This window comes from Nocardioides cavernae (genome assembly GCF_016907475.1).
Taxonomy (GTDB): Bacteria; Actinomycetota; Actinomycetes; order Propionibacteriales; family Nocardioidaceae; genus Nocardioides; species Nocardioides cavernae.
The window spans coordinates 2,748,318-2,772,913 of sequence record NZ_JAFBCA010000001.1; the positions used below are offsets into that span (position 1 = coordinate 2,748,318).

Below are 24,596 nucleotides of genomic sequence, written 5' to 3' on the forward strand. Positions count from 1 at the left end.
CCCGCACCGCCCACTTCGAAGGAGACCACGATGGAAGGACTGCTCCCGGATCTCGACGTGATCCGCAAGGACTTCCCGATCCTCGAGCGCACGCTCGCGGGCGGAGTGCCGCTGGTCTACCTCGACAGCGCCAACACCTCGCAGAAGCCGCAGGTCGTCATCGACACGATGGTCGACCACCTCGAGCGGCACAACGCCAACGTCGCCCGCGCCATGCACCAGCTCGGCGCGGAGTCGACGGAGGCCTACGAGGCTGCGCGCGACCAGGTGGCGAGCTTCCTCAACGCGCCGTCGCGCAACGAGGTGATCTTCACCAAGAACGCCACCGAGGCGCTCAACCTGCTGGCCCGCACGATCGACCTCGGTCCCGGCGACAACGTCGTCATCACCGAGATGGAGCACCACTCCAACATCGTGTCGTGGCAGCTGGCCTGCGAGCGCTCGGGCGCCGAGCTGCGCTGGTTCGGGCTCACCGACGACGGCCACCTCGACCTGTCCAACGCCGACCAGTTGGTCGACGAGCACACCAAGGTCGTCGCGTTCACCTGGGTGTCCAACATGCTCGGCACGATCAACCCGGTCACCGACCTCGTCGCCCGCGCGAAGTCCGTCGGCGCCCTGTCGGTCATCGACGCCTCGCAGGCAGCGCCGCAGCTCCCGGTCGACGTACAGGCGACGGGGTGCGACTTCCTGGTCTTCACCGGCCACAAGGTGACGGGCCCGACGGGGATCGGCGTCCTGTGGGGTCGTGAGGAGCTCCTCAACGAGCTGCCTCCCTTCCACGGCGGCGGCGAGATGATCGAGACCGTGACCATGGCGCGGTCGACGTACGCCAAGGTGCCGCACCGCTTCGAGGCCGGCACCCCGCCGATCGTCGAGGCCGTCGGCCTGGGCGCAGCGGTCGTCTACCTCGGCCACATCGGTCTCGACGCGATCCACCGCCACGAGCAGGCGATCACGGCGTACGCCCTCGAGGGCCTGCAGTCGGTGCCGGGCCTCACGGTCCTCGGCCCGCTCGACGCCGCGCAGCGCGGTGGGGCGATCTCCTTCGAGCTCGCAGGTGTCCACCCGCACGACATCGCGCAGGTCCTCGACTCGCGCGGCATCGCGATCCGTGCCGGCCACCACTGCGCCAAGCCGGCGCACGCCCGCTTCGGCGTGCAGAGCTCGAGCCGGATGTCGTCCTACCTCTACACGACGCCGGCGGAGATCGACGCGCTGGTCGAGGGCCTCCACCACACCCGCAGCTACTTCAAGGTGGACGGATGAGCACCGACCTCGACGCGCTCTACCAGGAGATCATCCTGGACCACTACAAGAACCCGCACCACAAGGGCCTGCGCGACCCGTTCGAGTCCGAGGTGCACCACGTCAACCCGACCTGCGGCGACGAGGTGACGCTGCGCGTCCACCTGTCCGACGGCGTGGTGGAGGACGTGTCCTACGACTCCGTGGGCTGCTCCATCTCCCAGGCGTCGGCGTCCGTGCTGACCGACCTCGTGATCGGCAAGCCCGTCGACCAGGCGATGCAGATCCACCAGACCTTCCTCGAGCTCATGCAGGGCAAGGGACAGGTGGAGCCTGACGAGGACGTCCTCGAGGACGGCATCGCGTTCGCCGGTGTCGCCAAGTTCCCTGCGCGCGTGAAGTGCGCGCTGCTCTCCTGGATGGCGTGGAAGGACGCGACCGCCCAGGCCCAATCAGAAGGAGCCCTCTCATGACCGACATCGACCACGGCGACCTCCCCGACGTGCCCGAGGCCGGGCAGGGCGGAGGCACGGCGACGGTGACCGTCGACGACGTGACCGAGGCGATGAAGGACGTCGTCGACCCCGAGCTCGGGATCAACGTCGTCGACCTCGGCCTCGTCTACGGCGTGCACCTCGACGAGCACAGCAACGCCGTCCTCGACATGACGCTCACCTCGGCGGCCTGCCCGCTGACCGACGTGATCACCGACCAGACCGAGTCGGCCCTCGAGGGCCTCGTCGGCGACGTCGCCATCAACTGGGTCTGGATGCCCCCGTGGGGCCCGGACAAGATCACCGACGACGGCCGCGAGCAGCTCCGGGCGCTCGGCTTCAACGTCTGAGGTCGGTCACCCGCCACCAAGGCCGGGACGTCATGGTGGGTGGTCGCGCAGACGGCCAGCGGCCATGACGTCGTACGTCCGCACCCCTCCGTAGGGGGGAAGCAGCCCTGTCCCGGGCGGGACAGCGGGTCTACGTTGCCGAGATGGCCCCGCACCGGGCGGGGCCGTCCTCTGCAGGGGGTATCGCGTGAACCGCTTCGTGCCCACAGCGCTGACCACCGTCGCGCTCCTCGTCCCCGCCTCCGTCCTCGCGCCGACGGCAACGGCCGCCCCCGCCGAGGCCGGCACCGCCGTCACCGGCACCTGGAAGGGTCAGGTGTTCGGCGACAAGGGCGCCGACGCCGGCTACTCCGCCCGGGTCCGCATCGTCAAGCGCAACGGCGAGCTGCGCGGTCGGGTCGCCTCCGGTGGCTGCTACGGCGTGTGGCGCTACCGGGGTCGCTCCAACGGCTGGTACCGCTTCGCCGAGGTCATCACCCGCAACACGACCGGTGACTGCGTGAAGCGGGTGGCGGTGAAGGTACGCCGCGACGACGCCAAGCTGCGCGTCGTGTGGCGCGAGCGCACCACGGGGGACACGGCGAGGATGCTGGCTGGCAAGGCCTGAGCCTCGCGGCCGGGCGAGCCGGACCGGGCGGTGCGCCGGCCACCTTTTCACCGCGCGGAACGTGGCTCACGCACCGCCCGATATTCCGTGGCGGAGCGGCAATGTCGAGGCGCACACTCCATCCGTGCTCAACCCCCACCCCACGCGCTACGCCGAGCTCAACGGCGTGCTGCACGACCTCGTGACGGGCGCCCAGGAGGCGCTCGGCGAGTCGTTCGTCGGCGCCTACCTGCAGGGGTCGTTCGCGCTCGGGGCGGGTGACCTCCACAGCGACTGCGACTTCATCGTCGTGGTGCGGGAGCGGCCCGACGTGGAGCAGGAGGCCGCGCTGCGGCGGCTCCACGCCGACCTGCCCCACCGCGACGGCTTCTGGCACGGCCATCTCGAGGGCTCGTACGCCGTCGCCGGCGACCTCGCCACCGTGGCCGGGCTGGGCCGGGAGTGGCTCTACGTCGACCACGGCTCCGACGTCATGGCGTGGTCGGAGCACTGCAACCAGCCGTGGACCCGGTGGGTCCTGCGCGAGCACGGCATCACGCTCGTCGGCCCCTGCCCGGTGCAGCTGATGGAACCCGTCCCCGACGACGTGCTCCGCGACAGCGCCCGGGCGGGACTCGCGACGCTCACCGACGACGTCCTGGGCTGGTGCCCGCCGAGCATCGCGTGGTGCCAGCGCTACCTCGTCGTGCAGGCCAGCCGCAGCCTCTACACGATCCGCACCGGCGAGGTGGCCAGCAAGCGCGACGCGCTGCGGTGGGTGATGGTGCACGGCGACCCCGGCTGGCGGCCGCTGCTGCAGCAGGTGCTCGCCGACCGCGACCTCGGTCTCGATCCGCAGGCGCCGCCGCGGCCGGGCTCGATGGAGGCCGCGCGGGACTTCGCGGCGTACGTCGCTGCTGTGGCCTGACTGGCTACCCTTCGGTCATGGATCCCGAGGTCGACCCCAGCGCCGTCGAGTTGTCCGAGGTCGAGTTCGACCACGAGGAGCTGCGGGTCTTCTGGGACCTCGCCCGCTTCCACGCCAAGCTCAACGCCGCACCGACCTACTTCGGGCCGACGACGCTGGAGTCCGTGCCGCCTCCGGCGTGGGCGTACGGCGAGTCGGCGACGGAGTCCGACGCCTACGTCGAGACCGTGCTCGTCGACGAGCGGGGGAGCACGACCGCCGCGGTGGCCGACTACGCCGGCGACCTCCCGCAGCCCGGTGTCCTGTCCATCCTCTGCGACGGCTCCGGCCGACCGCGCGCGCTCGTCGAGGTCAGCGACGTGAGCGTCACCGGCGACGACGTGACCGAGTCGTTCAAGGTCGTCTACCAGCCCTGAGCCGCCCATCCGCGTGTGGGAGAGTCCTCGCATGGCTGAGCGGATGACCTACCTCCTCGTCGACGGGGAGAACATCGACGCCACCCTGGGCACCTCGATCCTGGGCCGACGTCCGCGTCCGGAGGAGCGGCCGCGGTGGGACCGGCTCCTGGAGTGGGCCGAGCGGGCGTTCGACCAGGACGTCTCCGGGCTGTTCTTCCTCGCGGCCACGACCGAGCTGCCCACCAGCTTCGTCCAGGCCCTGCTCGCGATCGGCTTCAAGCCGATCCCGCTCAGCGGTGAGGGCAAGATCGTCGACATCGCCATCCAGCGCACCGCCGAGGCGCTCGTCCACCGCGAGGCCGACGTGGTGCTGGTCAGCCACGACGGCGACTTCGTCGACCAGGTCTCGGCACTGTGCGACGGCAGCCGCCAGGTCGGCGTGATCGGGTTCACCGAGTTCGTCAACTCGCAGTTCCGCAACCTGCCGGGCCTGCGGATCTTCGACCTCGAGTACGACCTCGGCGCCTTCAACTCGCCGCTCCCGCGCACGCGCGTGATCCCGATCGACGAGTTCGACCCGCTCGACTTCCTCTGAGGCCGGGCCGAGAAAAGTCCCATGTAGCACTCTTGCTACAGCGATAGCACTCGGACTACATTTCCAGTGTGAGCACGCCGACCGGAGCCGTCATCGACGTCCGCGACCTGCGCATGCGCTACGGCGACAAGGACGTGCTGACCGGGGTCGACTTCTCGATCGACGCCGGCGAGGTGGTGTGCCTGCTCGGTCCCAACGGCGCCGGCAAGACCACCACCATCGAGATCCTCGAGGGGTTCCGCGAGCGGTCGGCAGGTGCGGTCCAGGTGCTGGGGGAGGACCCGGCCCGGGCCAGCGAGGCGTGGCGCGCCCGCACCGGCGTGGTGCTGCAGTCGTGGCGCGACCACGCCCGATGGACGCCACGCGCGCTGCTCGACCAGGTGGGCGGCTACTACGCGGCCTACTCGACGGCCGACCGCCAGCGCCCGGTGCCGACCGAGGAGCTCCTCGACGTCGTCGGCCTCGTCGACCTGGCCGACCAGAAGATCGCGACGTTCTCGGGCGGCCAGCGGCGCCGGCTGGACGTGGCGATGGGGATCGTCGGCCGGCCCGAGCTGCTCTTCCTCGACGAGCCGACCGCAGGCTTCGACCCGCAGGCGCGTCGCGAGTTCCACCAGGTGGTGCACCGCCTCGCCGACCTCGAGCACACCACCATCCTGCTGACGACGCACGACCTCGACGAGGCGGAGAAGCTGGCCGACCGGGTCCTCATCCTGGCCGGCGGCCGCATCGTCGCCGACGACACCGCCGAGCGCCTCGCCCTCCGGGCCGCGCTGGAGGTGGAGGTGAAGTGGTCGCGCGGCGGTGAGCGCTTCGTGCACTCGACCGACGACGCCTCCGACTTCGTACGCCGACTGCTCAACGAGCCGGGCGAACCGGTGGTCGACCTCGAGGTCCGGCGCGCCAGCCTCGAGGACGCCTACCTCGACCTGGTGCAACGGCACGAGGCCGGCCGGTCCGACGAGGCCGTCCGCGTCTTCAGGGAGGTGGTCTGATGTCCACGACCTCCGGCGGGCCCGCCGTGCTGCGCGCCGTACGCCTCGGGCTGCACCGCGGGTGGACCGAGTTCATGCTGAGCCTGCGGAGCTCGCAGGACCAGTGGTTCTACCTCTTCACGGCGTTCCTCGCGGTCGGTTACCTCTACCTGCGACGTGACACCCCGGTCGACGACACGGGACTCCTGCTGCCGTCGGTGGCCCTGCCCAGCATCCTGGCCGGGCTCATCGCGTTCGGCCTGGTGATCGGGCCGGCCTACAGCCTGGCGATGGAGAAGGAGGACGGCACGCTCCTGCGCGCCAAGGCGGTGCCCAACGGCCTCACGGGCTACTTCTCCGGACAGCTGCTGTTCCACTCCGCCAGCCTCGTCCCGCAGACGATCGCCGTCCTCGTCCCGAGCTTCCTGCTCTTCGAGGACCTCATGTCGCACCCCAGCGGCTGGTTCACCGTCGGGTGGGTGACGGTCCTGGGCCTGCTCGCCCTGCTTCCCATCGGCATGATGATCGGCGCGGTCGTGCCCGGGGTGCAGAAGGTCGGCATGTGGGGGATGCTGCCGGTCATGGCGCTCGCCGGCATCTCCGGCATCTTCTACCCCGTGCAGGCGCTCTGGGGCTGGGTGCAGGTGGTGGCGCAGGTGTTCCCGATGTACTGGCTGGGCCTCGGGATGCGCTCAGCGTTCCTGCCCGACAGCTATGTCGCCGCGGAGATCGCCGGCTCCTGGCGCACCTGGCAGACCGTGGTCGTCCTGGGTGCCTGGGCGATCGTCGGCGCCGTCGTCGCGCCGGCGCTCCTGCGCCGCATGGCGCGGCGCCAGTCCGGGTCGACGGTCGCAGCGGCCCGCGAAGCGGCGACGCAGTGGGTCAAGTGAGCGACACCGTGCACAACCGGATCGTGCTGCTCCGTGCCGAGCAGGGAGTCTCGCGACGGCAGCTGGCGGACGCCCTCGGTGTGCACTACCAGACCGTGGGCTACCTCGAGCGCGGCGAGAACAGCCCCAGCCTCGACCTCGCGCTCCGGATCGCCGCGTTCTTCGGCGTGCCCGTCGAGGCGGTGTTCTCGCTGGCTCCGTTCCCACGCGTCAGCGACCAGACGGGCCGCGAAGCCTGACTGGGTGGGGATCCTCGATCCTCCTGGTCGAGGCGTCTCAGGGCGCGAGGGCCGACCACAACGCCATCGCGATGGCGAGGACGCCGAGCAGCGAGGGAAGGCCGGCCCACCAGGCGATCGCGCGTTGCTGGTGCGGGTCGGCCCCGGCATCGCTGAGCTCCGCGCGCCACGGACGGTAGGCGCTGGCCTGGGTCGGCGCTGTCGCCATGACCAGGGGCGCGTACGCCAGGACCGCCGGCCCGACAACGGCCAGGGCCCACAGGTGGTGCCCCATGGCGCCGGCCGTGCGGACGGCAGCCCACGCCGCGGCCGAGAAGCACGCCAGTGCTGCCGTGGAGACGAGCAGCGAGACCGGGCCCGTCCACCCACCCAGTGTCCGGGTCCGCGCCACCCACCACGATGCGAGGCGTTGCTCCGAGTGGTGACGCACATCGAGGTAGACGGTCCAGAGGAAAGCGACGATGCACGCGCCCACGCACCACCACCACGGCTCCATCGGCGCACGCTAGTCCGCGACGCCGCCCCATCGGCACACCCCCTCGGCATAGGGTCGGACCCGTGCCGTCCGTCCTGGTCCCCGCCGCGCGCTGGGAGCGGTGGGTCGCCAACTTCGCCACCGGCCACGGCGGTGCGGACCTCGCGGTCGTCGACGGAGAGCTCCGCGGCGCGGCGGTCGACGGCTCCCACTTCACGGCTCGGCTTCCCTTCGCTGGTGCGTACGACGGCCCGCCCGATGCCGGCGACTTCGCGGCCGCAGCCGAGGCGCGGGGGGAGTGGGGCGTGCTGCTCGTGCGCAAGGGCGGCTTCGCCGTCGCACGGATGGGCGGTTCCACCCTGGTCGAGCACAAGATCGGCCAGCGGCACGTGCAGGGGCGCACCAAGGCGGGGGGCCAGAGCCAGCAGCGCTTCGCCCGGCGTCGGGACAACCAGGCCCGGCAGGCCTACGAGGCGGCCGCCGACCACGCGGCGCGGATCCTCGGCGGCGTACGCCTCGTCGTCACCGGCGGCGACCACACGGCCGTCGACGCCGTGCTGACCGACCAACGGCTGTCGTCGGTCACGGTCGTGGACCCCTGGCTGGCGGTGCCCGACCCGCGGCGGGCGGTGCTGGACAAGGCGATCCTGGACGCGCAGGCGCTCGCCGTCGACGTGACCAACGCCTGACGCACTCCGGGGCTCTGACGTCGTACGGTTGCGGTCGTGAGCAGCACCATCGAGGTTCGTGGCCTCGTCAAGAGCTTCGGCAGTGCTCGGGCCCTCGACGGCCTCGACCTCGACGTCGCGCCCGGCGAGGTGCACGGCTTCCTCGGACCCAACGGAGCGGGCAAGTCCACCACGATCCGGGTGCTGCTCGGGCTGCTGCGCAGCAACGGCGGCACCGCCTCGGTGTTCGGGCTGGACCCGTGGCGCGACGCCACCGACATCCACCGACGCCTCGCCTACGTGCCCGGTGACGTCAGTGTCTGGCCCAACCTGTCCGGCGGCGAGACCATCGACCTGCTCCTGCGGATGCGTGACCTCGACCCGCGCTCGACTCGCCGCAACGACCTGCTGGAGCGGTTCGAGCTGGACCCCACGAAGAAGGGGCGTGCCTATTCCAAGGGCAACCGGCAGAAGGTCGCTCTCGTCGCTGCTTTCGCCGCGCCCACCGACCTGCTGATCCTCGACGAGCCCACCTCCGGCCTGGACCCGCTGATGGAGCAGGTCTTCAACGAGTGCCTCGCCGAGCACAAGGCCGCGGGCACGACCGTCCTGCTCTCGAGCCACATCCTCAGCGAGGTCGAGCGGCTGGCGAACCGGGTGACGATCATCCGCAGCGGGCGGACCGTCGAGTCGGGGTCGCTCGACGAGCTGCGCCACCTTCGGCGCAACCGGGTCCGGGCCGAGATCTCCGGTCCCGTCCCCGACCTCGCGGGACTGGACGGCGTGCACGACGTCGCGGTCGACGGACGCGTCGTCTCCGCCTCGGTCGACCCCGCCGGACTGCCGCCGCTCCTGAACGCCCTCCACCACGCCGGCGTCGTCTCGCTGACCAGCTCACCGCCCACCCTCGAGGAGCTGTTCCTCGACGCCTACCGGACCTCGCCGTGAGCGACCGGCTTCGCGGCACCGGCCTGCTCCTGAGGTTCGCGATGCGCCGTGACCGCATCCTGCTACCGGCATGGGTGCTGGTGCTCACGGCGACCGTGGTGGCCAGCGCGGCGGCCACGGGTCCCCTCTACGCCACGACGGCGGAGCGGGTGGCCGCGGCCGAGGCGCTCAACGCCAGCCCCGCGATCGTCGCGCTCTACGGACCGATCCTCGACACCTCCAGCCTCGGCGAGCTGTCGATGACCAAGATGACCGTGCTCTACGCCGTGTTCGTCGCCTTCATGTCCGTGGTCCTCGTACGCCGCCACACGCGCGTCGAGGAGGAGACCGGACGCGCGGAGCTGGTCGGCGCGACCGCGGTGGGCGTCGGCGCCCCGCTCGCGGCCGCACTCGCTGAGGCGGTGCTCGCCTCGGTCGTGCTGGGCGTGCTGGTGGCCGCGGGCAACATCGCGTCAGGGCTGCCCGTCACCGGCTCCGTGCTCTTCGCGGCATCCTGGACCGGCATCGGTCTGGTGGGCGCGGGGATCGCCGTCCTCGCCGCCCAGCTGTCGAGCAGCGCCCGGACCGTCGGCTTCGTGGCCTCGGGCGCCGTCGGGGTCCTCTACCTCCTGCGCGCGATCGGCGACACGTCCGCCGGGTGGTTGTCGTGGCTGACGCCGTTCGGCTGGGGGACGCAGCTCAGTGCCTGGTCCGAGCCGCGCACCTGGCTGCTGGTGGCCTACCCGCTGCTCGCAGGCGCGCTGACGGCGGCCGGCGTGGCGTTGCGGCGACGACGCGACCTCGGGGCCGGCCTGCTGCCGGACCGCGCCGGTCCCGCGGAGGGAGCCCCACGGCTCCGCGACGCCCTTGCCCTGGTCTGGCGGCAGCAGGGCACCGCGCTGGCCGGCTGGACGGTCGGCATCGGCGTGATGGGCGTCCTGATGGGGTCGATCGTGCCCAACATCGGCGACCTGCTCGACACCGAGACCACGCGCCCGATCATCGAGGCGATGGGCGGGATCGGTGGGATCCAGGATGCGCTGGTGTTCGCGCTGGCGTCGGTGATCGCTGTGGTGATCACCTGCTTCGGCATCTCCGCCGTGACGCGCGCCGCCGGCGACGAGCACGACGGCCGCACCGAGACCGTGCTCGCCACGGCCACCTCCCGCGCCGGGCTGCTGGTGGCCGTGTCGTCGGCCGCGATCCTCGGCAGCACGTGGCTCCTGCTGGTCTCCGGCACCGCGACGGCCATCGGCTGGGGACGCGGACTGGGAGCGGTCTGGGCTGCGCTGGCCCAGGCGCCGGCGGTGTGGGTCGTGCTCGGCGTCGCGCTGCTGCTGCTGTCGGTGCGCAGCCGCTGGGCCGTCGCCGGCTGGGCGGTGCTCGCGGTGTTCGTCACCCTCGGGCAGGTCGGGGCAGGACTCGAGCTCCCGGGCTGGGTCCTCGGCCTCTCGCCCTTCCACCACGTGCCGAAGTACCCGTCCGAGGCCTTCGACTGGCGTCCCGAGCTGCTCCTGACCCTGCTGGCATCAGCCCTCGTGTCGCTCGCCTGGTGGCGCTACCGCGCCCGTGACATCGGCTAGCGTCACGTCCATGTGGCAGCCGGAGCCGGGTTGGCAGCGCCTCCCGGGCGCAGGTCCGGCCACCGTCGGCGTCTGGTCGGCCACCCACCACGGCCACGACGTCGTCGTCAAACGGCTCCGCCGGCCCGAGCCGCAGGACGCGCCCGGGGTCCTCGTCCCGGGTGACGTCAACTACTGGCGACGCGCTGCTGACGTCGCGCTCAGCGGGGTGGTGGCCGACGCACCGGGCCTGCGGGAGGCGCCCGTGGTGCGCGTCGACGAGGACGACGAGGGCATCACCCTGGTCCACGAACGGGTCGAGACCGATGACCCGCCGGGCCTGTGGCTGGCTGCCTGCCTCGGACGCTTCGCCGCCGTCGACCTGGGGGAGCACCCGTGGCTGGCGCGCGACCAGCTGCGCAGCCGGCTCCGCCTGGTCGAGCGGCGCGGCGGGTGGCGCACCCTCGCCCGCACGCCCATGGCCGACATCGCCGATCACCTGTGGACGCGCCGCGAGGCGTGGCTGGACCGCTGCGACGGCCTGCCACACGTGGCCCAGCACGGCGACCCGTCGGCCGCCAACATCCCGGGACGGCACGGGGACGGTGCCGTCGCGATCGACTGGGCCCACCTCGGCCGGGGCCCGGTCGGCGCCGACCTCGGCTACCTGTCGCTGGCGAGCCGTGAGGACGTCGAGCCCCTCGTGGAGGCGTACGTCGCCGCGCTGCCCGCCGGGCTCGCGAGCCCCGAGGACGTGGTGACCGGTGCTCGCGTGATGGCCGTCTACACCGCCCTGACCCGGCTCGACTGGGCGCTGGCCCGGGTCGCGGACGGCGAGGGCGCGCTGGCCGGCAAGTTCCGCCACCCGAGCGTGGCGCCGTACATCCGCTCCATGCAGCGCCAGGTCGGTCAGATCGAGGCGCTCCTCAGCGACCGCTGACCGGCCGGGTCAGAGCGACCCGGTCAGAGCGATGAGGCCGAGAAGGTGTCGCACGCCTGGAGGGTGCCTTCCTGGTAGCCGCGGGTGAACCATGCCATCCGCTGCTCCGACGAGCCGTGGGTCCAGCCCTCGGGGTCGACGCCCTGGCCGGACTTCTGCTGGATCCGGTCGTCGCCGACGGCCTTCGCCGAGTCGAGCGCCTCGGTGATGTCGCCCTCGTCGAGGCCCTGGAGGATGCCGTCGCCGTCGCTGGCGTCGCGGGTCCACATGCCGGCGTAGCAGTCGGCCTGCAGCTCGAGGCGTACGGCGTCGGAGTCGGCGCCCTTCTGGGTACGGACCTGGCCCATCGTGCCCATCAGGTTCTGGATGTGGTGGCCGTACTCGTGGCCGAGGACGTAGGGCTCGACGAAGTCGCCGCCCTGGCCGCCGAGCTGTCCCTCGAGGACGTCGGCGAAGAACGTGGTGTCGAGGTAGATCTGCTGGTCCGGCGGGCAGTAGAAGGGGCCCACCTGGGACGACGCCTCGCCGCACCCGGTAGAGACGGCGCCGGCGAAGGTCTTGATGTTCGCGGGGGTGAACTCGGTGCCGGCCTGCTCCGGCAGCGTCGTCGCCCAGTACTGCTCGAGCGACAGCGCCACGGCCTTGCGGGCGCAGTCGGCGTCGGTGTTCGCGTCGGCGCCCGTCTTGCAGTTGGCGTAGCGCTCGTCCCCGGTGTCGATGCCGTCGGGCTCGCCCTGGCCCTGGCCCTGCGTGCTGGTGCCGCCACCGCCGCCGGGGAGGCCGCCGCCCATGCACTGGGTGAGCACGACGAACAGGATGATGATGATCAGCCCCCCGATGCCACCGCCGGCGCGGGTGCCACCCGGCAGCGGGATCCGCATCCCGCCGCCTCCACCGCCACCGCTGCCGCCCGCGTCACGGACGCGACCGCCGCTGATGTCGGCCTTGGGGTTGAAGCGCATGGATGGTGCCTTTCCGCAGGTCATGGGGGTCGAACCGACCTCTGCGCACAGTAGCGCGTGCGTCGCCGATGGGGCTCCCGCCTCCACCCCTTCGTAGGATGTCGCCCGAGATGATCACCGCCCAGAAGCTCGAGGTCAGAGCCGGCGCGCGGCTCCTCATGGAGGACGTCACCTTCCGCATCGCCGCAGGCGACAAGGTCGGCCTCGTGGGGCGCAACGGTGCCGGCAAGACGACCCTCACCCGCATCCTCGCCGGCGAGGGAACCCCGGCCGACGGCCAGGTCCTCCGCAGCGGTGAGGTCGGCTACCTGCCGCAGGACCCCCGGGTCGGCGACCCGGCGGTGATCGCCCGCGACCGGATCCTCTCGGCGCGCGGCCTCGACGACGTCGTACGACGCCTGCGCGAGGCCGAGGTCGACATGGCCGACGAGGACCCCAAGATCCACGAGCGCGGCATGAAGCGGTGGACGCGCGCCGACGCCGAGCTCCACGCCGGTGGCGGGTACGCCGCCGAGTCCGAGGCGGCGCAGATGGCTGCCGCCCTCGGCATCGAGGAGCGCATCCTCGCCCAGCCGATCGGCACCCTGTCCGGTGGCCAGCGACGCCGCGTCGAGCTCGCCCGGATCCTGTTCTCGGGCGCCGAGATCATGCTGCTCGACGAGCCCACCAACCACCTCGACGCCGACTCCATCGTCTGGCTGCGCGACTTCCTCAAGGCGCACCGCGGCGGCTTCGTGGTCATCAGCCACGACAACGCGTTGCTCGAGGCGACGGTCAACAAGGTCTTCCACCTCGACGCCAACCGCGCCGTCATCGACGTCTACAACATGGGCTGGCACAACTACCTGACCCAGCGCGAGGACGACGAGAAGCGCCGCAAGCGCGAGCGCATGAACGCCGAGAACAAGGCCAAGGTGCTCACCGACCAGGCCAACAAGATGCGGGCGAAGGCGACGAAGGCGCAGGCCGCGCAGTCGATGCTCAAGCGGGCCGAGAAGATGATGGCCGGCATCGAGACGGAGCGTCAGGCCGACAAGGTGGCGCGCATCGCCTTCCCGGAGCCCGCGCCGTGCGGCAAGACGCCCCTCATGGGCTCCGAGCTGTCGAAGTCCTACGGCTCGCTGGAGGTCTTCACCGCCGTCGACCTGGCGATCGACCGGGGGAGCCGGGTCGTCATCCTCGGCCTCAACGGCGCGGGCAAGACGACGATGCTGCGGATCCTCGCCGGCGTCGACCAGCCCGACACCGGCGAGGTCGTTCCGGGCTACGGGCTCAAGATGGGCTACTACGCCCAGGAGCACGAGACGCTTGACGTCAACCGCACCGTGCTGGAGAACATGCACAGCGCCGCGCCCGAGCTCACCGACACCCAGGCCCGCTCGGTGCTCGGGTCCTTCCTCTTCTCCGGCGACGACGCCCACAAGCCGGCCGGCGTGCTGTCCGGTGGCGAGAAGACCCGGCTCGCCCTCGCGATCCTCGTGGTCTCGAGCGCCAACGTGCTGCTGCTCGACGAGCCCACCAACAACCTCGACCCCGCCTCCCGCGAGGAGGTGCTCCACGCGATCCGCAGCTACACCGGCGCGATCATCCTCGTCACCCACGACGAGGGCGCGGTGCGGGCCCTCGACCCCGACCGGGTGCTGCTGCTGCCCGACGGCGACGAGGACCTCTGGAACGAGGACTACGCCGACCTGGTGTCCCTGACCTGAGGGTTACTCACGAGTAGTAACCTGCTCGGCATGACTCCCGAAGAGCTCGCCGCGGTCGGCCTCCGCCTCGACGTGGACGGCGCCGTCGCCACGATCACCCTGGACCGTCCCGAGGTGCGCAACGCGCAGACCCCGGCCATGTGGCTGGCGCTCGGCGAGCTCGGCGCCTCGCTGCCCGACGACGTACGCGTCGTGGTGGTCACGGGGGAGGGCGACACCTTCTCGGCCGGCCTCGACCGCGCGATGCTCGACCCGGCCAACGCGGGGGAGGGCACGGTGCTCGGGCTGCTGGCGCTGAGCGACGAGGACGCCTCGGCCCGGATCGAGGAGTTCCAGCGCGGCTTCACGTGGCTGCGCGACCCGCGCTTCGTCTCGATCGCCAAGGTGCGCGGCCACGCCATCGGTGCCGGCTTCCAGCTCGCCCTGTCGTGCGACCTCCGGGTGGTCGCCGACGACGCCAAGTTCTCGATGAAGGAGTCGGCCCTCGGCCTGGTGCCTGACCTCACCGGCACCAAGCCGTTGGTCGAGCACGTCGGCTACGCCCGGGCGCTGGAGATCTGCGCGACCGCCCGCGTCGTGACAGGGGAGGAGGCCGCACGGATCGGCCTCGCCACGACCTGTGTGCCGGCGGCCGGGCTCGACGCCGCCGTCGCCGACCTTGTTGCCGCGCTGGTGTCGCCGATGCCGGGTGTCGTCACCGAGACCAAGACGCTGCTCCAGGGCGCGGCCGACCGCGACCTCGACGAGCAGCGGCGCCTGGAGCGGGAGGCGCAGGTACGCCGGTTCCGCGCGCTCGCCGCCGCCTTCGCGGGCTGACCGGCACACTGGGTCGCGTGATTACGGTCGTGCGGGTCCTCGGCGTGGTGGCGCTCTGGGCGGTCGGCGTGGCGAGCGCGTTCGTCCCGCTGTTGTTCGGCGGCACCTACATCTCCTTGGCCCTGTCCGTCGCCCTCTGGCTCGCACTGGCGGCCGGCTGCCGCGCCCTGCTCCGACCGCTCGGAGACCGGGTGGGGACGGTCGCCGCGATGCTCACCCTCGTGCTCGCGGTGCCGCTGCTCAACTGGGTGTCCGTGGCTCCGAAGCTGTGGTTCCAGACCCACCGTCTGGCGTATGGGGCAGCAGCGGAGTCGTCGGGTGCCGGGAACGGCTATTACGGCACCGACCTGCCGCTCCAGTGGCGCTGGCTCACCGTGGACGGCCGCGTCGTCGACAAGGAGGGTGCCCTGTTCTTCCCGCAGTGGTACGGGATGCCCGACGACGGCGGTGGCTACTTCTACTCAAGAAGTGGCTCGCCGGCTGGCGCCGACATGGCCGGGATGCTGTGCCAGGCCCCGGTCAACTTCGGCGACGGCTGGTGGATGTGCGGGATGGGCTGATCGCCCGCCGGTGACCTCTCCGGTGACCTCCCAGGTGACCGCTTGCGCCCGCAGGGAGGAACAATCACCCGCCGGCGACGGTTGGGACGGTGAGCAACGAAGGAGCATGCATGTCGATGGGACCGGGCGCAGGTGGCCCGCCGTGGCGACACCTGCGCAGTGACCGGAGCGTCGTCGACAACAAGATCGAGCGGCGCACGCTGCGCCGGGTGCTCGGTTTCGCGCGCCCGCACCGTCGGCTGATCGAGGCGTTCCTGGCCGTGACGGTGGTCGACGCGGCGCTCGTCGTCGCCCCGCCGCTGCTGCTGAAGGCGATCATCGACGACGGTGTGCAGGCCGGCAACACCTCGCTCGTGGTGTGGCTCGCCGTCCTGGTGGCGGTGGTCGCCGTCGTCGACGCCGGCTTCGGGCTGATCACGGGCTGGCTGTCGAGCCGCATCGGCGAGGGGCTGATCTACGACCTCCGCACCCGCGTCTTCGCCCACGTGCAGCGGCAGTCGCTCGCCTTCTTCACGCGTACGCAGACCGGCGCGCTCGTCAGCCGCCTCAACAACGACGTCATCGGTGCGCAGCGGGCGTTCACCTCCACGCTGCAGGGCACCGTCTCCAACATCATCGCGGCCGTCGTCGTGGGTGTGACGATGCTCTTCCTCAGCTGGCCGGTCACGCTGCTGTGCGTCGCGCTCTTCCCGATCCTGCTCCTCGCCTCGCGCGTGGTGGGCGACCGCCTCGCCAGCCTCTCCCGCCAGCAGATGGACGGCAACGCCGACCTCGGCAACGCCATGACCGAGCGGTTCAACGTCGGCGGCGCGATGCTCCTCAAGCTCTTCGGGCGCCGCGAGGCCGAGGACGTCGCCTACGCCGAGAAGGCCGCGGTGGTGCGCGACCTCGGCATCCGGATCTCCCTGCTCACCCGCATCTTCTTCGCCGCGATGACGCTCGTGCCGTCGCTGGCGACCGCGCTCGTCTACGGCATCGGCGGCTGGTTGGCCATCCGGGGCGACCTGTCCGTCGGCACCATCGTCGCCCTCGGCGTCCTGCTGACCCGCCTGCTCGGCCCGCTGCAGGGCCTCTCCAACGTCCGCATCGACGTGATGACCGCGCTGGTCAGCTTCGACCGGGTCTTCGAGGTCCTCGACCTGCCGTCCCTCATCCAGGAGAAGCCCGACGCCGTCGTCCTGGCACCGTCGGCCTCCCGCCTCGAGTTCGACCACGTCGCGTTCACCTACCCGCGCGCCGACGAGATCTCGCTCGCCTCGCTCGAGACCGTCGCCCGCACCGAGTCGCGTGACACCGGGCAGGTGCTGCACGAGGTCACCTTCACCGCCGCGCCTGGCCAGATGGTCGCCCTCGTCGGTCCGTCCGGAGCCGGCAAGACCACGGTCACGCACCTCGTCGCCCGGCTCTACGACGTCGAGTCCGGTGCGGTGCGCGTCGGCGGCCACGACGTCCGCGACGTCACCCTCCAGTCGCTGGAGGACGTCGTCGGCTACGTCACCCAGGACGCGCACATGTTCCACGACACCATCCGCGCCAACCTGCTCTACGCCCGGCCTTCCGCGTCCGAGGCCGACGTCTGGGGCGCGCTCGAGGCCGCGCAGATCGCGGCGCTGGTGCGGTCGCTGCCCGACGGCCTCGACACGGTCGTGGGCGACCGGGGCTACCGGCTCAGCGGGGGAGAGCGGCAGCGGCTCGCGATCGCCCGGCTCCTGCTCAAGGCGCCGGCCATCGTGGTGCTCGACGAGGCCACCGCCCACCTCGACAGCGAGTCCGAGGCCGCGGTCCAGCAGGCGCTCGATGCCGCTCTCGAGGGACGTACGTCGCTGGTGATCGCGCACCGGCTCTCCACGGTGCGCAACGCCGACCTCATCCTCGTCCTCGACGACGGCCGCGTCGTGCAGCAGGGCACCCACGCCGAGCTGCTCGCCGCCGGCGGGCTCTACGCGACGCTCCACGCCACGCAATTCCGCGAGGAGCGGTCCGAGGTCGTCCCCGGCTGACCCCACGGCTATGGTCGGGAAAATGGACCTGCAGCTGACCGATCGAGTCTTCATCGTCACCGGCGGGGCCCGTGGGCTCGGTCGCGCGACCGCCGACGTGCTGGTCGCCGAGGGGGCCCGCGTCGTGCTCTCCGGGCGCTCCCAGGAGTCGCTCGACGAGGCCACCGACGCGCTCGACGAGCTAGCGGGGCGCCGGTCGGCGGTCGGCATCGTGGCCGACAACGCAGACCGCGAGGCCCCAGGGCGGCTGCTCGCTGCGGCGGACGAGGCGTTCGGTCGGGTGGACGGAGCCCTGATCAGCGTCGGCGGGCCACCGAAGGGCCCGGTCACCGCGATCTCCGACGACCAGTGGAGCGCCGCCTTCGAGTCCGTCTTCCTCGGCGCCGTCCGCCTCGCACGCGAGCTCGGCACCGCGCTGCCCGAAGGGGGATCGCTGGGCCTGGTGCTCTCCTCGAGCGTGCGCGCGCCGCTGCCGGAGATGGCGATCTCCAACGGGCTGCGTCCCGGTCTCGCGATGGTCGCCAAGACCCTGGCCGACGAGCTGGGCCCGCGCGGCGTACGGGTCAACGGGCTCCTGCCCGGCCGGATCGCCACCGAACGGGTCGCGGAGCTGGACGCCTCGACCGGCGACCCGGAGGCAGCGCGCCGTGCCGCGGAGGCGTCCATCCCCCTGGGGCGCTACGGCAGGCCGCAGGAGTTCGGCGCGGTCGCCGCCTTCGTGCTGTCGCCGGCGGCGTCATTCCTGACGGGCGTGATGCTCCCGGTCGACGGCGGACTCCTCCGCGCCCTCTGAGTCGTCCCGTTGGTCGTCCCCCGAGTCCAGCCGCTCGCGCCACGTACGGCGTCGCGGTCGGGCCGGCTCCGCCCTGCCGGCGCGGGTCGGCTCGGGCGCGGGGGACTCCTGGTTGCCCCAAGGGCCGCGGCCGCCGCGCCACTCGTCGTAGATGAGGTAGAAGAAGCCGAAGATCGCCAGGGCGCCGAAGAACCACCACTGGAGCCCGTAGAAGAAGTGCGGCCCGTTGTCGAGCTCCGGGAGCTCGACCGGCTGCAGCGGGGTCGCGGGCTCGGGCGACTCCGAACGCAGGTCGACCCAGCCGCTGAGCACCTCGCGGTCCAGCGCCTCGCCGATGCGCGCGCTGTCGACGGCGCGGGTGGACTGGTCGGTGACCTCGGTGCTGTCGCCCTCGGCGTCACGGCGTACCCAGCCGGTGACGTCGACCTCCCCGTCCGGCGGTGCGGGTACGTCGGCGGTCGTGGCTCCACGGTTGTCGGTGGCGAACCAGCCGCGGTCGACCAGCAGGCTCGTACCGTCGTCGAGCTCGAGCGGGACGACGACGTCGACGCCGGCGGCACCGTCGCGGGTGCGGTAGCGGACGACCACGGTGTCCTCGACGGCGTACGTCCCCGTGGCCTCGACGATGCGCCACTCGTCGGCCGCGGCGACAGCCCGGCCGGGGGCCAGCACGTCGGCGACCGGGTCGGCGCCGGCCTTCTCGTTGCGCTGGATGATCTCGTTGCGTTCCTGCCGGTCGGCGAGCCGGTGGAACTGCCACTCGCCGAGCCGCCACGCGACCCACGCCAGGAAGACGACCACCAGCGCGAAGGCGATCCAGCGGCGTGAGACCAGGAACCGCAGCTTGTGCACCCGGCGAGGTTATCCGTCCCGTCCTGAGCATCCGGCGGGTGGTGCGGCACCCGTCGTTAGACTTGTGATCGTGACGACACCCCTGGCGGACCGCTTCGGCCGCGTGGCCACGGACCTTCGGGTCTCGCTGACCGACCGGTGCAACCTCCGGTGCAACTACTGCATGCCGGCCGAGGGACTCGACTGGCTACCCACCGAGGAGACACTGACCGACGACGAGGTCGTCCGGCTGATCACGATCGGCGTGGAGCGGCTCGGCATCCGCGAGGTGCGGTTCACCGGCGGCGAGCCGCTGCTGCGCCGGGGACTGGTCGACATCGTGGGCCGTACGCACGCGCTCGGCGTCGAGACGTCGCTCACCACCAACGCCCTCGGGCTCTCGCGCACCGCGCAGGCCCTCGCCGACGCCGGCCTCGACCGGATCAACGCCAGCATCGACTCGGTGCGACCGGAGACCTTCGCGACCATCACGCGTCGCGACCGGCTCAAGGACGTCGTGGCCGGCCTCGAGGCCGCCAGGGCCGCGGGGCTCGGGCCGATCAAGCTCAACGCCGTCCTGCTGCGCGGCACCAACGACGACCAGGCGGCCGAGCTGCTCCGCTGGAGCATCGCGCAGGACTACGAGCTCCGGTTCATCGAGCAGATGCCGCTCGACGCCCAGCACGGCTGGAGCCGCGAGTCGATGGTCACCGCCGACGAGATCCACCAGGCCCTCGCCGCCGAGTTCACCCTGACGCCCCACGGCGAGCCCCGGGGCAGCGCCCCGGCCGAGCTCTTCGACGTCGACGGCGGGCCGGCGACCGTCGGGATCATCGCCTCGGTCACTCGCCCGTTCTGCGGCGACTGCGACCGCGTCCGGCTCACCGCCGACGGCCAGGTGCGCAACTGCCTCTTCGCCCGCGAGGAGTCCGACCTCCGTACGGCGCTGCGCTCCGACGCCGACGACGAGGAGATTGCCGAGCGGTGGGTCATCGCCATGCGCGGCAAGCGTGCCGGCCACGGCATCGACGACGAGACCTTCCTCCAGCCCGACCGCCCGATGTCCGCGATCGGCGGGTGACCTGCCGCCTGCGCTGAAACGAGCAGGTGGCGTGGGGACCCGGAATGAGCAAGCGACACGGCTGAGGTACGAAGTCGCGCGAGCGCGTCGAACTTGGCTCGGGGCCGAGCGGCCACCTCAGTCGCCACAGCCCATCCGGGGGTGGCGGCACTCTGCGGATCGGGGGGTCCAGGAGCTGCAATCTGCCGCCACCTTCGCGGAACCACGCCCGGGGGTGGCGGACAGGCGTACGTCAGCCCGCGGGAGCGTGCGGGACGACGTCCTTCAGGAACCCGCGCGCACCGAGGAAGTCCGAGAGCGAGGCCCGGTGCTCGTCGCAGGCGAGCCAGGACTTGCGGCGCTCGGGGGTGTGGATCTTCGGGTTGTTCCACTGGAGGTCCCACACGGCGTCGGCCTGGCAGCCCTTGGCCGAGCAGATGTCACGGTCGAGGTCCATCGGCGTCCTTCCGGCTGGGGCCTCCGCGCCGCACGCGGGCGGCCCGGACATGAGAAGTGCCGGACAGCCACGGGGGGAAGCTGTCCGGCACCTCGATGCATACGCAGACGGGGGATGCTGCGCTAGCGATGAAGATCATTCCATGTGACTGGGTGAAAACCAAACTTTCGACACTCCGGTGTCGTGTCGGATTTCCTCAGTCTTCACCGTCGTGTGCCGTCAGTTCGTGGGCGCCGCCGCTGGTCGGCAGGCTGAATCCGTCGTCTCGCTGGTCGTTCGCGTTGGCCATGACCACCGCGAAGAGCGGAAGGAAGACGGCGGCGGCGACCAGGACCCACCGCAGGACCCCCGGACCGACCGCCACCGCGCCCACGAAGCACACGAGCCGGATCGTCATCGAGATGGCGTAACGGCGCTGGCGCGACCGCATGTCCTCTGCGGCGCTGCTGCGAGCCGTGGTGATGCGCACGGCATCGGACTTGGCCATGCTCGGAGTCTACGCCGCTAGGCTCGCAGAACCACGGGCCGGGGACGGTCCGCACAGCCGTCGACCAGGAGGCATCATGACCAACCGCACCTATCGCGTCACGGAGATCGTCGGCACGTCGCCCGACGGCATCGACCAGGCGATCCGCAACGGCATCGAGCGCGCCGGCCAGACCCTGCGCCACATCGACTGGTTCGAGGTCACCCAGGTCCGCGGCCAGGCCAAGGACGGGGTCGTCGAGCACTTCCAGGTCGGCATGAAGGTCGGCTTCCGCCTCGAGGACGAGTGATCACGCCCTTGCTTCGCCCGGGTGTCGCGGCGTGATTCCGGATACCCCTCGGTAATCACTAGCGTCGGGGAGCGTGAGCGAGATTCCTGGATCCAGCACCCCGACCGAGCCACGATCGGTCCTGGTGACCGGTGGCAACCGCGGGATCGGCCGCGCGATCGCCGAGGCGTTCATCGCCCAGGGCGACAAGGTCGCGGTCACCACCCGCAACGGCGGCGCGCCCGAGGGCGCGCTCGACGTGCGCTGCGACATCACCGACGCCGACCAGGTCGAGGCAGCCTTCAAGCAGGTCGAGGAGGCGCACGGCCCGGTCGAGGTGCTCGTCGCCAACGCCGGCATCACCAAGGACACCCTGCTGCTCCGGATGAGCGAGGACGACTGGTCCTCGGTCATCGACACCAACCTCACCGGTACCTTCCGGCTGACCAAGCGCGCTGCCAAGGGCATGCTGCGCCTGCGCCGGGGCCGGATCATCCTCATCTCCTCGGTCGTCGGGCTGCTCGGCTCGGCCGGCCAGGTCAACTACGCCGCCTCCAAGTCCGGTCTCGTCGGCCTGGCGCGCTCACTGGCCCGCGAGCTCGGCAGCCGGTCGATCACGACCAACGTCGTCGCGCCGGGCTTCGTGGAGACCGACATGACCGACGTGCTCACCGACGAGCAGAAGAGCGCCATCAAGACCCAGGTCCCGCTGGGCCGCTACGCCTCACCGGCCGAGGTGGCCTCGGCGGTCACCTGGCTCGCCTCCGACGGCGCGTCCTACGTCACCGGGGCCGTGATCCCGGTCGACGGCGGCCTCGGCATGGGCCACTGATCCTTCCTCCCGCGAGACACGAGCACTGACGAAAGGTCCAACGACATGGGAATCCTCGACGGCAAGCGCATCCTCGTCGCCGGCGTCACGATGGACAGCTCCATCGGCTTCGCGACCGCGAAGGTCGCCCAGGAGCAGGGCGCCACGGTGCTGATCTCCAACTTCGGCCGCGCGCTCGGCATCACCAGGCGCATCGCGAAGCGGCTCCCGCAGGAGGCACCGGTGCTCGAGCTCGACGTGACCGACGAGGACCACCTCGCGGGTCTCGCCGACCAGGTCCGGGAGCACGTCGACGGCCTGGACGGCGTCGTCCACTCCATCGCGTACGGCAACCCGGAGACGCTGCTCGGCGGCAAGTTCATGGACGGCCCGTGGGAGGACGTGGCGCAGGCCGTGCAGGTGTCGGCGTACTCGCTCAAGTCCCTGGCCGTCGCCACCAAGCCGCTGCTGTCGCCGGGCTCGTCGATCGTCGGGCTGACCTTCGACGCGACCACCGCGTGGCCGGCGTACGACTGGATGGGCGTCGCGAAGGCGGCCCTGGAGAACACGTCCCGCTACGTCGCCCGCGACCTCGGTCCCGAGGGCATCCGCTGCAACCTGGTCTCGGCCGGCCCCCTGAAGACCCTCGCCGCCAAGGCGATCCCGGGCTTCGAGGACCTCGAGTCGGCGTGGAAGGACCGCGCGCCCCTCGGGTGGGACGAGTCCGACCACAGGCCGACCGCGCAGGCCGTCGTGGCGCTGCTCAGCGACTTCTTCCCGGCGACCACGGGCGAGATCGTGCACGTCGACGGGGGCTTCCACGCGATGGGCCTCTGAGGTTCGGTAGTTTCCCCGCGTGACCTCTCTCGTCGAGCTGCGCGTCCTCGAAGGCCCCAACCTCTACTTCCCGCGCGCGGCGGTGAAGCTGACGCTCGACGTCTCGACGATCACCGAGGCGAGCGAGGAGGCCGTCCTGCGGTTCGCCCGACGCATCGGCCTGCGCACGACCAGGCCGGGCGCGCCCGGCTCGGGCTTCCGGCAACGGTTCGCCCTGCGGGCCGTCGAGCGGCTGGTCCGGGCCATCGCAGCGGAGGCGGGAACACGTCGCCTCGCCGTCCGCGTACGCCCGACCAGCAACCCCGACGTGGTCATCGTGGCGTTCCCGTGGCGCAACCGCGACCGGGCGCAGGCGCTCGGCCGGGCCGTCACCCACGCTCTCGACGCCCTGCCCACGCCCGACGTCGAGGAAGCCGTCAGCGCTGCGGCGGCCGAGGTCGCGGCAGCGCCCCGAGGTGACCGGCCCGGCACCATCACGCCGACGATCCCCGTGGTGGCGGTGACCGGCACCAACGGCAAGACCACGACCAGCCGGATGATCGCGCACATCGCGCGCACCAGCGGGCTGGTCGTCGGGTGGTCGAACACCGACGGCATCTACCGCGACGGCGTGCTCGTCGAGGCCGGCGACTACTCCGGGCCCTCCGGTGCCGGCCGGGCGCTCGGGCTCGACGGCGTGCAGTTCGCGGTGACCGAGACCGCCCGCGGCGGCATCCTGCTCAAGGGCATCGGCATCAGCCGCAACGACGTGTCGGTCGTGACCAACGTGACCGCCGACCACCTCGGGCTCCAGGGCATCGACACGGTCGACCAGCTCGCCGAGGTGAAGTCCGTCGTGCCGCGGATCACCCGCAAGGACGGCTGGTCGGTGCTCAACGGCGACGACCCCCGGGTGCTGGCGATGCGCAGCGTGATCTCCGCACGGCCCTGGATCTTCAGCCGCGACCCCGACTCGCCGGCCGTGCGGGAGGTGCTCACCGACGGCGGCCGGGCCACCACCGTGATCGACGGCTGGATCACCGTGCTGGCTCCGGGCGCCGACCCCGACCCGCTCGTCGAGCTCGCCGACGTGCCGATGACGCTGGCCGGGCTGTCCCGCTTCAACATCGAGAACGCCCTCGCCGCCGCGTCCGCCGCCCTCGCGATCGGTCTCGCGCGCGACGCCGTGGTCGCAGGACTGACGTCGTTCCTCCCCGACGCCGAGCACAACCCGGGCCGGATGAACTTCTTCTCGCTGCCCGCCGGCGACGGGCAGAGCGTGTCGGTCGTCATGGACCTCGCGCACAACGAGGCCGGGCTCGAGGCACTGCTGGAGATCATGTCGGGCGTACGACGTCCCGGCGCCCGCCTGCTGCTCGGCCTCGGCGCCGTCGGTGACCGCACCGACGAGCTGATCGACGCGCTCGGGGAGATCGGCGCCAAGGGCAGCGACGTCGTCGCGATCGGCCACAAGGAGTGGTACCTCCGCGGCCGCACCATGGACGAGATCGACGCCCTGCTCCGCGCCGGCGCCGCCCGGGTGGGGGTCACCGACATCGACACCTACACGACCGAGGTCGCCTGCCTCGCCGCCCTGGTCGAGCGCGCCGAGCCGGGCGACGTCGTCGGCCTCATGTGCCACGCCGAGCGGCAGGAGGCGTACGCCTGGATCGCCGAGCACGGCGGCACGCCCGACAGTCCCGAGGTCCTCTCGCAGAAGGTGCGGGCGGCACACCGCTGACCGGCGCGTCG

The 24,596-nt window shown here is 71.8% G+C and carries 29 protein-coding genes; 24 read left to right on the plus strand and 5 right to left on the minus strand.

Features of this window, described 5'->3' with window-relative positions; all coding sequences use genetic code 11:
- The first annotated feature begins 30 nt into the window (after positions 1–30).
- The 10 genes from JOD65_RS12945 (at position 31) to JOD65_RS12990 (ending at position 6,702) form a co-directional block, all read left to right on the plus strand.
- Positions 31–1,269, plus strand: coding sequence for a cysteine desulfurase (locus tag JOD65_RS12945; RefSeq protein WP_191197207.1), 1,239 nt, complete (start codon positions 31–33; stop codon positions 1,267–1,269).
- Entirely contained in the window at positions 1,266–1,721 is a 456-nt protein-coding gene (gene sufU, locus JOD65_RS12950) for a Fe-S cluster assembly sulfur transfer protein SufU (RefSeq protein ID WP_191197206.1), read from the plus strand. Before JOD65_RS12945 ends, sufU begins: the two co-directional genes overlap by 4 nt.
- On the plus strand, positions 1,718–2,092 hold the full coding sequence (locus JOD65_RS12955) for a metal-sulfur cluster assembly factor (protein ID WP_191197205.1): 375 nt from the start codon (positions 1,718–1,720) through the stop codon (positions 2,090–2,092). Before sufU ends, JOD65_RS12955 begins: the two co-directional genes overlap by 4 nt.
- Before the next feature lie 187 nt (positions 2,093–2,279).
- A complete protein-coding gene (locus JOD65_RS12960) occupies positions 2,280–2,699 on the plus strand; it encodes a hypothetical protein (RefSeq protein ID WP_191197204.1) in 420 nt (139 codons plus the stop codon).
- Between the two features lie 124 nt (positions 2,700–2,823).
- A complete protein-coding gene (locus JOD65_RS24045; RefSeq protein ID WP_191197203.1) occupies positions 2,824–3,606 on the plus strand; it encodes an aminoglycoside adenylyltransferase domain-containing protein in 783 nt (260 codons plus the stop codon).
- A 17-nt stretch (positions 3,607–3,623) separates the two neighbouring features.
- Positions 3,624–4,022: an ASCH domain-containing protein gene (locus tag JOD65_RS12970; RefSeq protein ID WP_191197202.1), complete on the plus strand. Its 399-nt coding sequence runs from the start codon at positions 3,624–3,626 to the stop codon at positions 4,020–4,022.
- Positions 4,023–4,053: 31 nt separating this feature from the next.
- Positions 4,054–4,599 (plus strand): NYN domain-containing protein, encoded by a 546-nt coding sequence (locus JOD65_RS12975; RefSeq protein ID WP_191197201.1) that lies wholly within the window; start codon positions 4,054–4,056, stop codon positions 4,597–4,599.
- A 68-nt stretch (positions 4,600–4,667) separates the two neighbouring features.
- Positions 4,668–5,594, plus strand: coding sequence for an ABC transporter ATP-binding protein (locus JOD65_RS12980; protein WP_307821147.1), 927 nt, complete (start codon positions 4,668–4,670; stop codon positions 5,592–5,594).
- Positions 5,594–6,463: an ABC transporter permease gene (locus tag JOD65_RS12985; RefSeq protein ID WP_191197200.1), complete on the plus strand. Its 870-nt coding sequence runs from the start codon at positions 5,594–5,596 to the stop codon at positions 6,461–6,463. Before JOD65_RS12980 ends, JOD65_RS12985 begins: the two co-directional genes overlap by 1 nt.
- Complete coding sequence (locus JOD65_RS12990; protein ID WP_191197199.1) at positions 6,460–6,702, plus strand: helix-turn-helix transcriptional regulator; 243 nt, start codon at positions 6,460–6,462, stop codon at positions 6,700–6,702. Before JOD65_RS12985 ends, JOD65_RS12990 begins: the two co-directional genes overlap by 4 nt.
- 37 nt (positions 6,703–6,739) lie before the next feature.
- Here JOD65_RS12990 and JOD65_RS12995 read toward each other — a convergent pair whose 3' ends face one another.
- Positions 6,740–7,198, minus strand: coding sequence for a hypothetical protein (locus tag JOD65_RS12995; protein WP_191197198.1), 459 nt, complete (start codon positions 7,196–7,198; stop codon positions 6,740–6,742).
- A 62-nt stretch (positions 7,199–7,260) separates the two neighbouring features.
- Here JOD65_RS12995 and JOD65_RS13000 point away from each other — a divergent pair, with 62 nt between their 5' ends.
- The 4 genes from JOD65_RS13000 to JOD65_RS13015 are packed head-to-tail and all read left to right on the plus strand — an operon-like array spanning position 7,261 to position 11,274.
- Positions 7,261–7,866, plus strand: coding sequence for an acVLRF1 family peptidyl-tRNA hydrolase (locus JOD65_RS13000; protein ID WP_191197197.1), 606 nt, complete (start codon positions 7,261–7,263; stop codon positions 7,864–7,866).
- Positions 7,867–7,902: 36 nt separating this feature from the next.
- On the plus strand, positions 7,903–8,793 hold the full coding sequence (locus JOD65_RS13005; RefSeq protein ID WP_191197196.1) for an ABC transporter ATP-binding protein: 891 nt from the start codon (positions 7,903–7,905) through the stop codon (positions 8,791–8,793).
- Complete coding sequence (locus tag JOD65_RS13010) at positions 8,790–10,355, plus strand: ABC transporter permease (RefSeq protein WP_191197195.1); 1,566 nt, start codon at positions 8,790–8,792, stop codon at positions 10,353–10,355. Before JOD65_RS13005 ends, JOD65_RS13010 begins: the two co-directional genes overlap by 4 nt.
- Positions 10,356–10,365: 10 nt before the next feature.
- Positions 10,366–11,274 (plus strand): phosphotransferase, encoded by a 909-nt coding sequence (locus tag JOD65_RS13015; RefSeq protein ID WP_191197194.1) that lies wholly within the window; start codon positions 10,366–10,368, stop codon positions 11,272–11,274.
- Between the two features lie 23 nt (positions 11,275–11,297).
- Here JOD65_RS13015 and ypfJ read toward each other — a convergent pair whose 3' ends face one another.
- Positions 11,298–12,236, minus strand: a complete 939-nt coding sequence (gene ypfJ / locus JOD65_RS13020; protein ID WP_191197193.1) for a KPN_02809 family neutral zinc metallopeptidase — start codon at positions 12,234–12,236, stop codon at positions 11,298–11,300.
- Between the two features lie 110 nt (positions 12,237–12,346).
- Between ypfJ and JOD65_RS13025 the strand changes: the two genes are divergently transcribed.
- The 5 genes from JOD65_RS13025 to JOD65_RS13045 all read left to right on the plus strand — a co-directional run bounded on the left by JOD65_RS13025 (position 12,347) and on the right by JOD65_RS13045 (position 18,114).
- On the plus strand, positions 12,347–13,945 hold the full coding sequence (locus JOD65_RS13025) for an ABC-F family ATP-binding cassette domain-containing protein (protein WP_191197192.1): 1,599 nt from the start codon (positions 12,347–12,349) through the stop codon (positions 13,943–13,945).
- Between the two features lie 30 nt (positions 13,946–13,975).
- Positions 13,976–14,761 carry an enoyl-CoA hydratase/isomerase family protein gene (locus JOD65_RS13030; protein WP_191197191.1) on the plus strand — a complete coding sequence of 262 codons (786 nt, stop codon included), beginning with the start codon at positions 13,976–13,978 and terminating at the stop codon, positions 14,759–14,761.
- A gap of 17 nt (positions 14,762–14,778) precedes the next feature.
- On the plus strand, positions 14,779–15,321 hold the full coding sequence (locus JOD65_RS13035; RefSeq protein WP_191197190.1) for a hypothetical protein: 543 nt from the start codon (positions 14,779–14,781) through the stop codon (positions 15,319–15,321).
- A 110-nt stretch (positions 15,322–15,431) separates the two neighbouring features.
- Positions 15,432–17,321 carry an ABC transporter ATP-binding protein gene (locus JOD65_RS13040; protein WP_191197189.1) on the plus strand — a complete coding sequence of 630 codons (1,890 nt, stop codon included), beginning with the start codon at positions 15,432–15,434 and terminating at the stop codon, positions 17,319–17,321.
- Positions 17,322–17,343: 22 nt separating this feature from the next.
- Entirely contained in the window at positions 17,344–18,114 is a 771-nt protein-coding gene (locus tag JOD65_RS13045) for an SDR family oxidoreductase (protein ID WP_191197188.1), read from the plus strand.
- Here the strand turns inward: JOD65_RS13045 and JOD65_RS13050 are convergent.
- The gene (locus JOD65_RS13050) at positions 18,058–18,966 is read right to left on the minus strand and encodes an SURF1 family cytochrome oxidase biogenesis protein (protein ID WP_191197187.1); all 909 of its coding nucleotides are present in this window, start codon (positions 18,964–18,966) and stop codon (positions 18,058–18,060) included. The two genes, JOD65_RS13045 and JOD65_RS13050, sit on opposite strands and share 57 nt — an antisense overlap.
- Positions 18,967–19,036: 70 nt before the next feature.
- Between JOD65_RS13050 and moaA the strand changes: the two genes are divergently transcribed.
- Positions 19,037–20,026 carry a GTP 3',8-cyclase MoaA gene (moaA, locus tag JOD65_RS13055; RefSeq protein WP_191197186.1) on the plus strand — a complete coding sequence of 330 codons (990 nt, stop codon included), beginning with the start codon at positions 19,037–19,039 and terminating at the stop codon, positions 20,024–20,026.
- A 232-nt stretch (positions 20,027–20,258) separates the two neighbouring features.
- Here moaA and JOD65_RS13060 read toward each other — a convergent pair whose 3' ends face one another.
- Together JOD65_RS13060 and JOD65_RS13065 are read right to left on the minus strand one after the other, a co-directional pair.
- Positions 20,259–20,462, minus strand: a complete 204-nt coding sequence (locus tag JOD65_RS13060) for an acetone carboxylase (protein ID WP_191197185.1) — start codon at positions 20,460–20,462, stop codon at positions 20,259–20,261.
- Positions 20,463–20,658: 196 nt separating this feature from the next.
- Entirely contained in the window at positions 20,659–20,949 is a 291-nt protein-coding gene (locus tag JOD65_RS13065) for a DUF3099 domain-containing protein (protein ID WP_191197184.1), read from the minus strand.
- A 76-nt stretch (positions 20,950–21,025) separates the two neighbouring features.
- Here JOD65_RS13065 and JOD65_RS13070 point away from each other — a divergent pair, with 76 nt between their 5' ends.
- From JOD65_RS13070 to JOD65_RS13085, 4 genes are all read left to right on the plus strand, one after another.
- Positions 21,026–21,238: a dodecin gene (locus JOD65_RS13070; protein WP_191197183.1), complete on the plus strand. Its 213-nt coding sequence runs from the start codon at positions 21,026–21,028 to the stop codon at positions 21,236–21,238.
- Positions 21,239–21,320: 82 nt separating this feature from the next.
- Positions 21,321–22,049 carry a 3-oxoacyl-[acyl-carrier-protein] reductase gene (gene fabG, locus JOD65_RS13075; protein ID WP_204811526.1) on the plus strand — a complete coding sequence of 243 codons (729 nt, stop codon included), beginning with the start codon at positions 21,321–21,323 and terminating at the stop codon, positions 22,047–22,049.
- A gap of 45 nt (positions 22,050–22,094) precedes the next feature.
- On the plus strand, positions 22,095–22,865 hold the full coding sequence (gene fabI, locus JOD65_RS13080; RefSeq protein ID WP_191197181.1) for an enoyl-ACP reductase FabI: 771 nt from the start codon (positions 22,095–22,097) through the stop codon (positions 22,863–22,865).
- Between the two features lie 19 nt (positions 22,866–22,884).
- Positions 22,885–24,585: a Mur ligase family protein gene (locus tag JOD65_RS13085; protein ID WP_191197180.1), complete on the plus strand. Its 1,701-nt coding sequence runs from the start codon at positions 22,885–22,887 to the stop codon at positions 24,583–24,585.
- The last annotated feature ends 11 nt before the right edge of the window (positions 24,586–24,596 follow it).

Coding starts and splice junctions, on each gene's coding strand:
- JOD65_RS12970 (WP_191197202.1), top strand. CDS start 3,624: ATGGATCCCGAGGTCGACCCCAGCGCCGTCGAGTTGTCCGAGGTCGAG.
- JOD65_RS13065 (WP_191197184.1), bottom strand. CDS start 20,949: ATGGCCAAGTCCGATGCCGTGCGCATCACCACGGCTCGCAGCAGCGCC.
- JOD65_RS13015 (WP_191197194.1), top strand. CDS start 10,366: ATGTGGCAGCCGGAGCCGGGTTGGCAGCGCCTCCCGGGCGCAGGTCCG.
- JOD65_RS13070 (WP_191197183.1), top strand. CDS start 21,026: ATGACCAACCGCACCTATCGCGTCACGGAGATCGTCGGCACGTCGCCC.
- JOD65_RS13040 (WP_191197189.1), top strand. CDS start 15,432: ATGTCGATGGGACCGGGCGCAGGTGGCCCGCCGTGGCGACACCTGCGC.
- fabI (WP_191197181.1), top strand. CDS start 22,095: ATGGGAATCCTCGACGGCAAGCGCATCCTCGTCGCCGGCGTCACGATG.
- JOD65_RS13025 (WP_191197192.1), top strand. CDS start 12,347: ATGATCACCGCCCAGAAGCTCGAGGTCAGAGCCGGCGCGCGGCTCCTC.
- JOD65_RS13030 (WP_191197191.1), top strand. CDS start 13,976: ATGACTCCCGAAGAGCTCGCCGCGGTCGGCCTCCGCCTCGACGTGGAC.
- JOD65_RS12945 (WP_191197207.1), top strand. CDS start 31: ATGGAAGGACTGCTCCCGGATCTCGACGTGATCCGCAAGGACTTCCCG.
- JOD65_RS13060 (WP_191197185.1), bottom strand. CDS start 20,462: ATGGACCTCGACCGTGACATCTGCTCGGCCAAGGGCTGCCAGGCCGAC.
- JOD65_RS12985 (WP_191197200.1), top strand. CDS start 5,594: ATGTCCACGACCTCCGGCGGGCCCGCCGTGCTGCGCGCCGTACGCCTC.
- JOD65_RS12955 (WP_191197205.1), top strand. CDS start 1,718: ATGACCGACATCGACCACGGCGACCTCCCCGACGTGCCCGAGGCCGGG.
- JOD65_RS12995 (WP_191197198.1), bottom strand. CDS start 7,198: ATGGAGCCGTGGTGGTGGTGCGTGGGCGCGTGCATCGTCGCTTTCCTC.
- JOD65_RS13045 (WP_191197188.1), top strand. CDS start 17,344: ATGGACCTGCAGCTGACCGATCGAGTCTTCATCGTCACCGGCGGGGCC.
- ypfJ (WP_191197193.1), bottom strand. CDS start 12,236: ATGCGCTTCAACCCCAAGGCCGACATCAGCGGCGGTCGCGTCCGTGAC.
- JOD65_RS12975 (WP_191197201.1), top strand. CDS start 4,054: ATGGCTGAGCGGATGACCTACCTCCTCGTCGACGGGGAGAACATCGAC.
- sufU (WP_191197206.1), top strand. CDS start 1,266: ATGAGCACCGACCTCGACGCGCTCTACCAGGAGATCATCCTGGACCAC.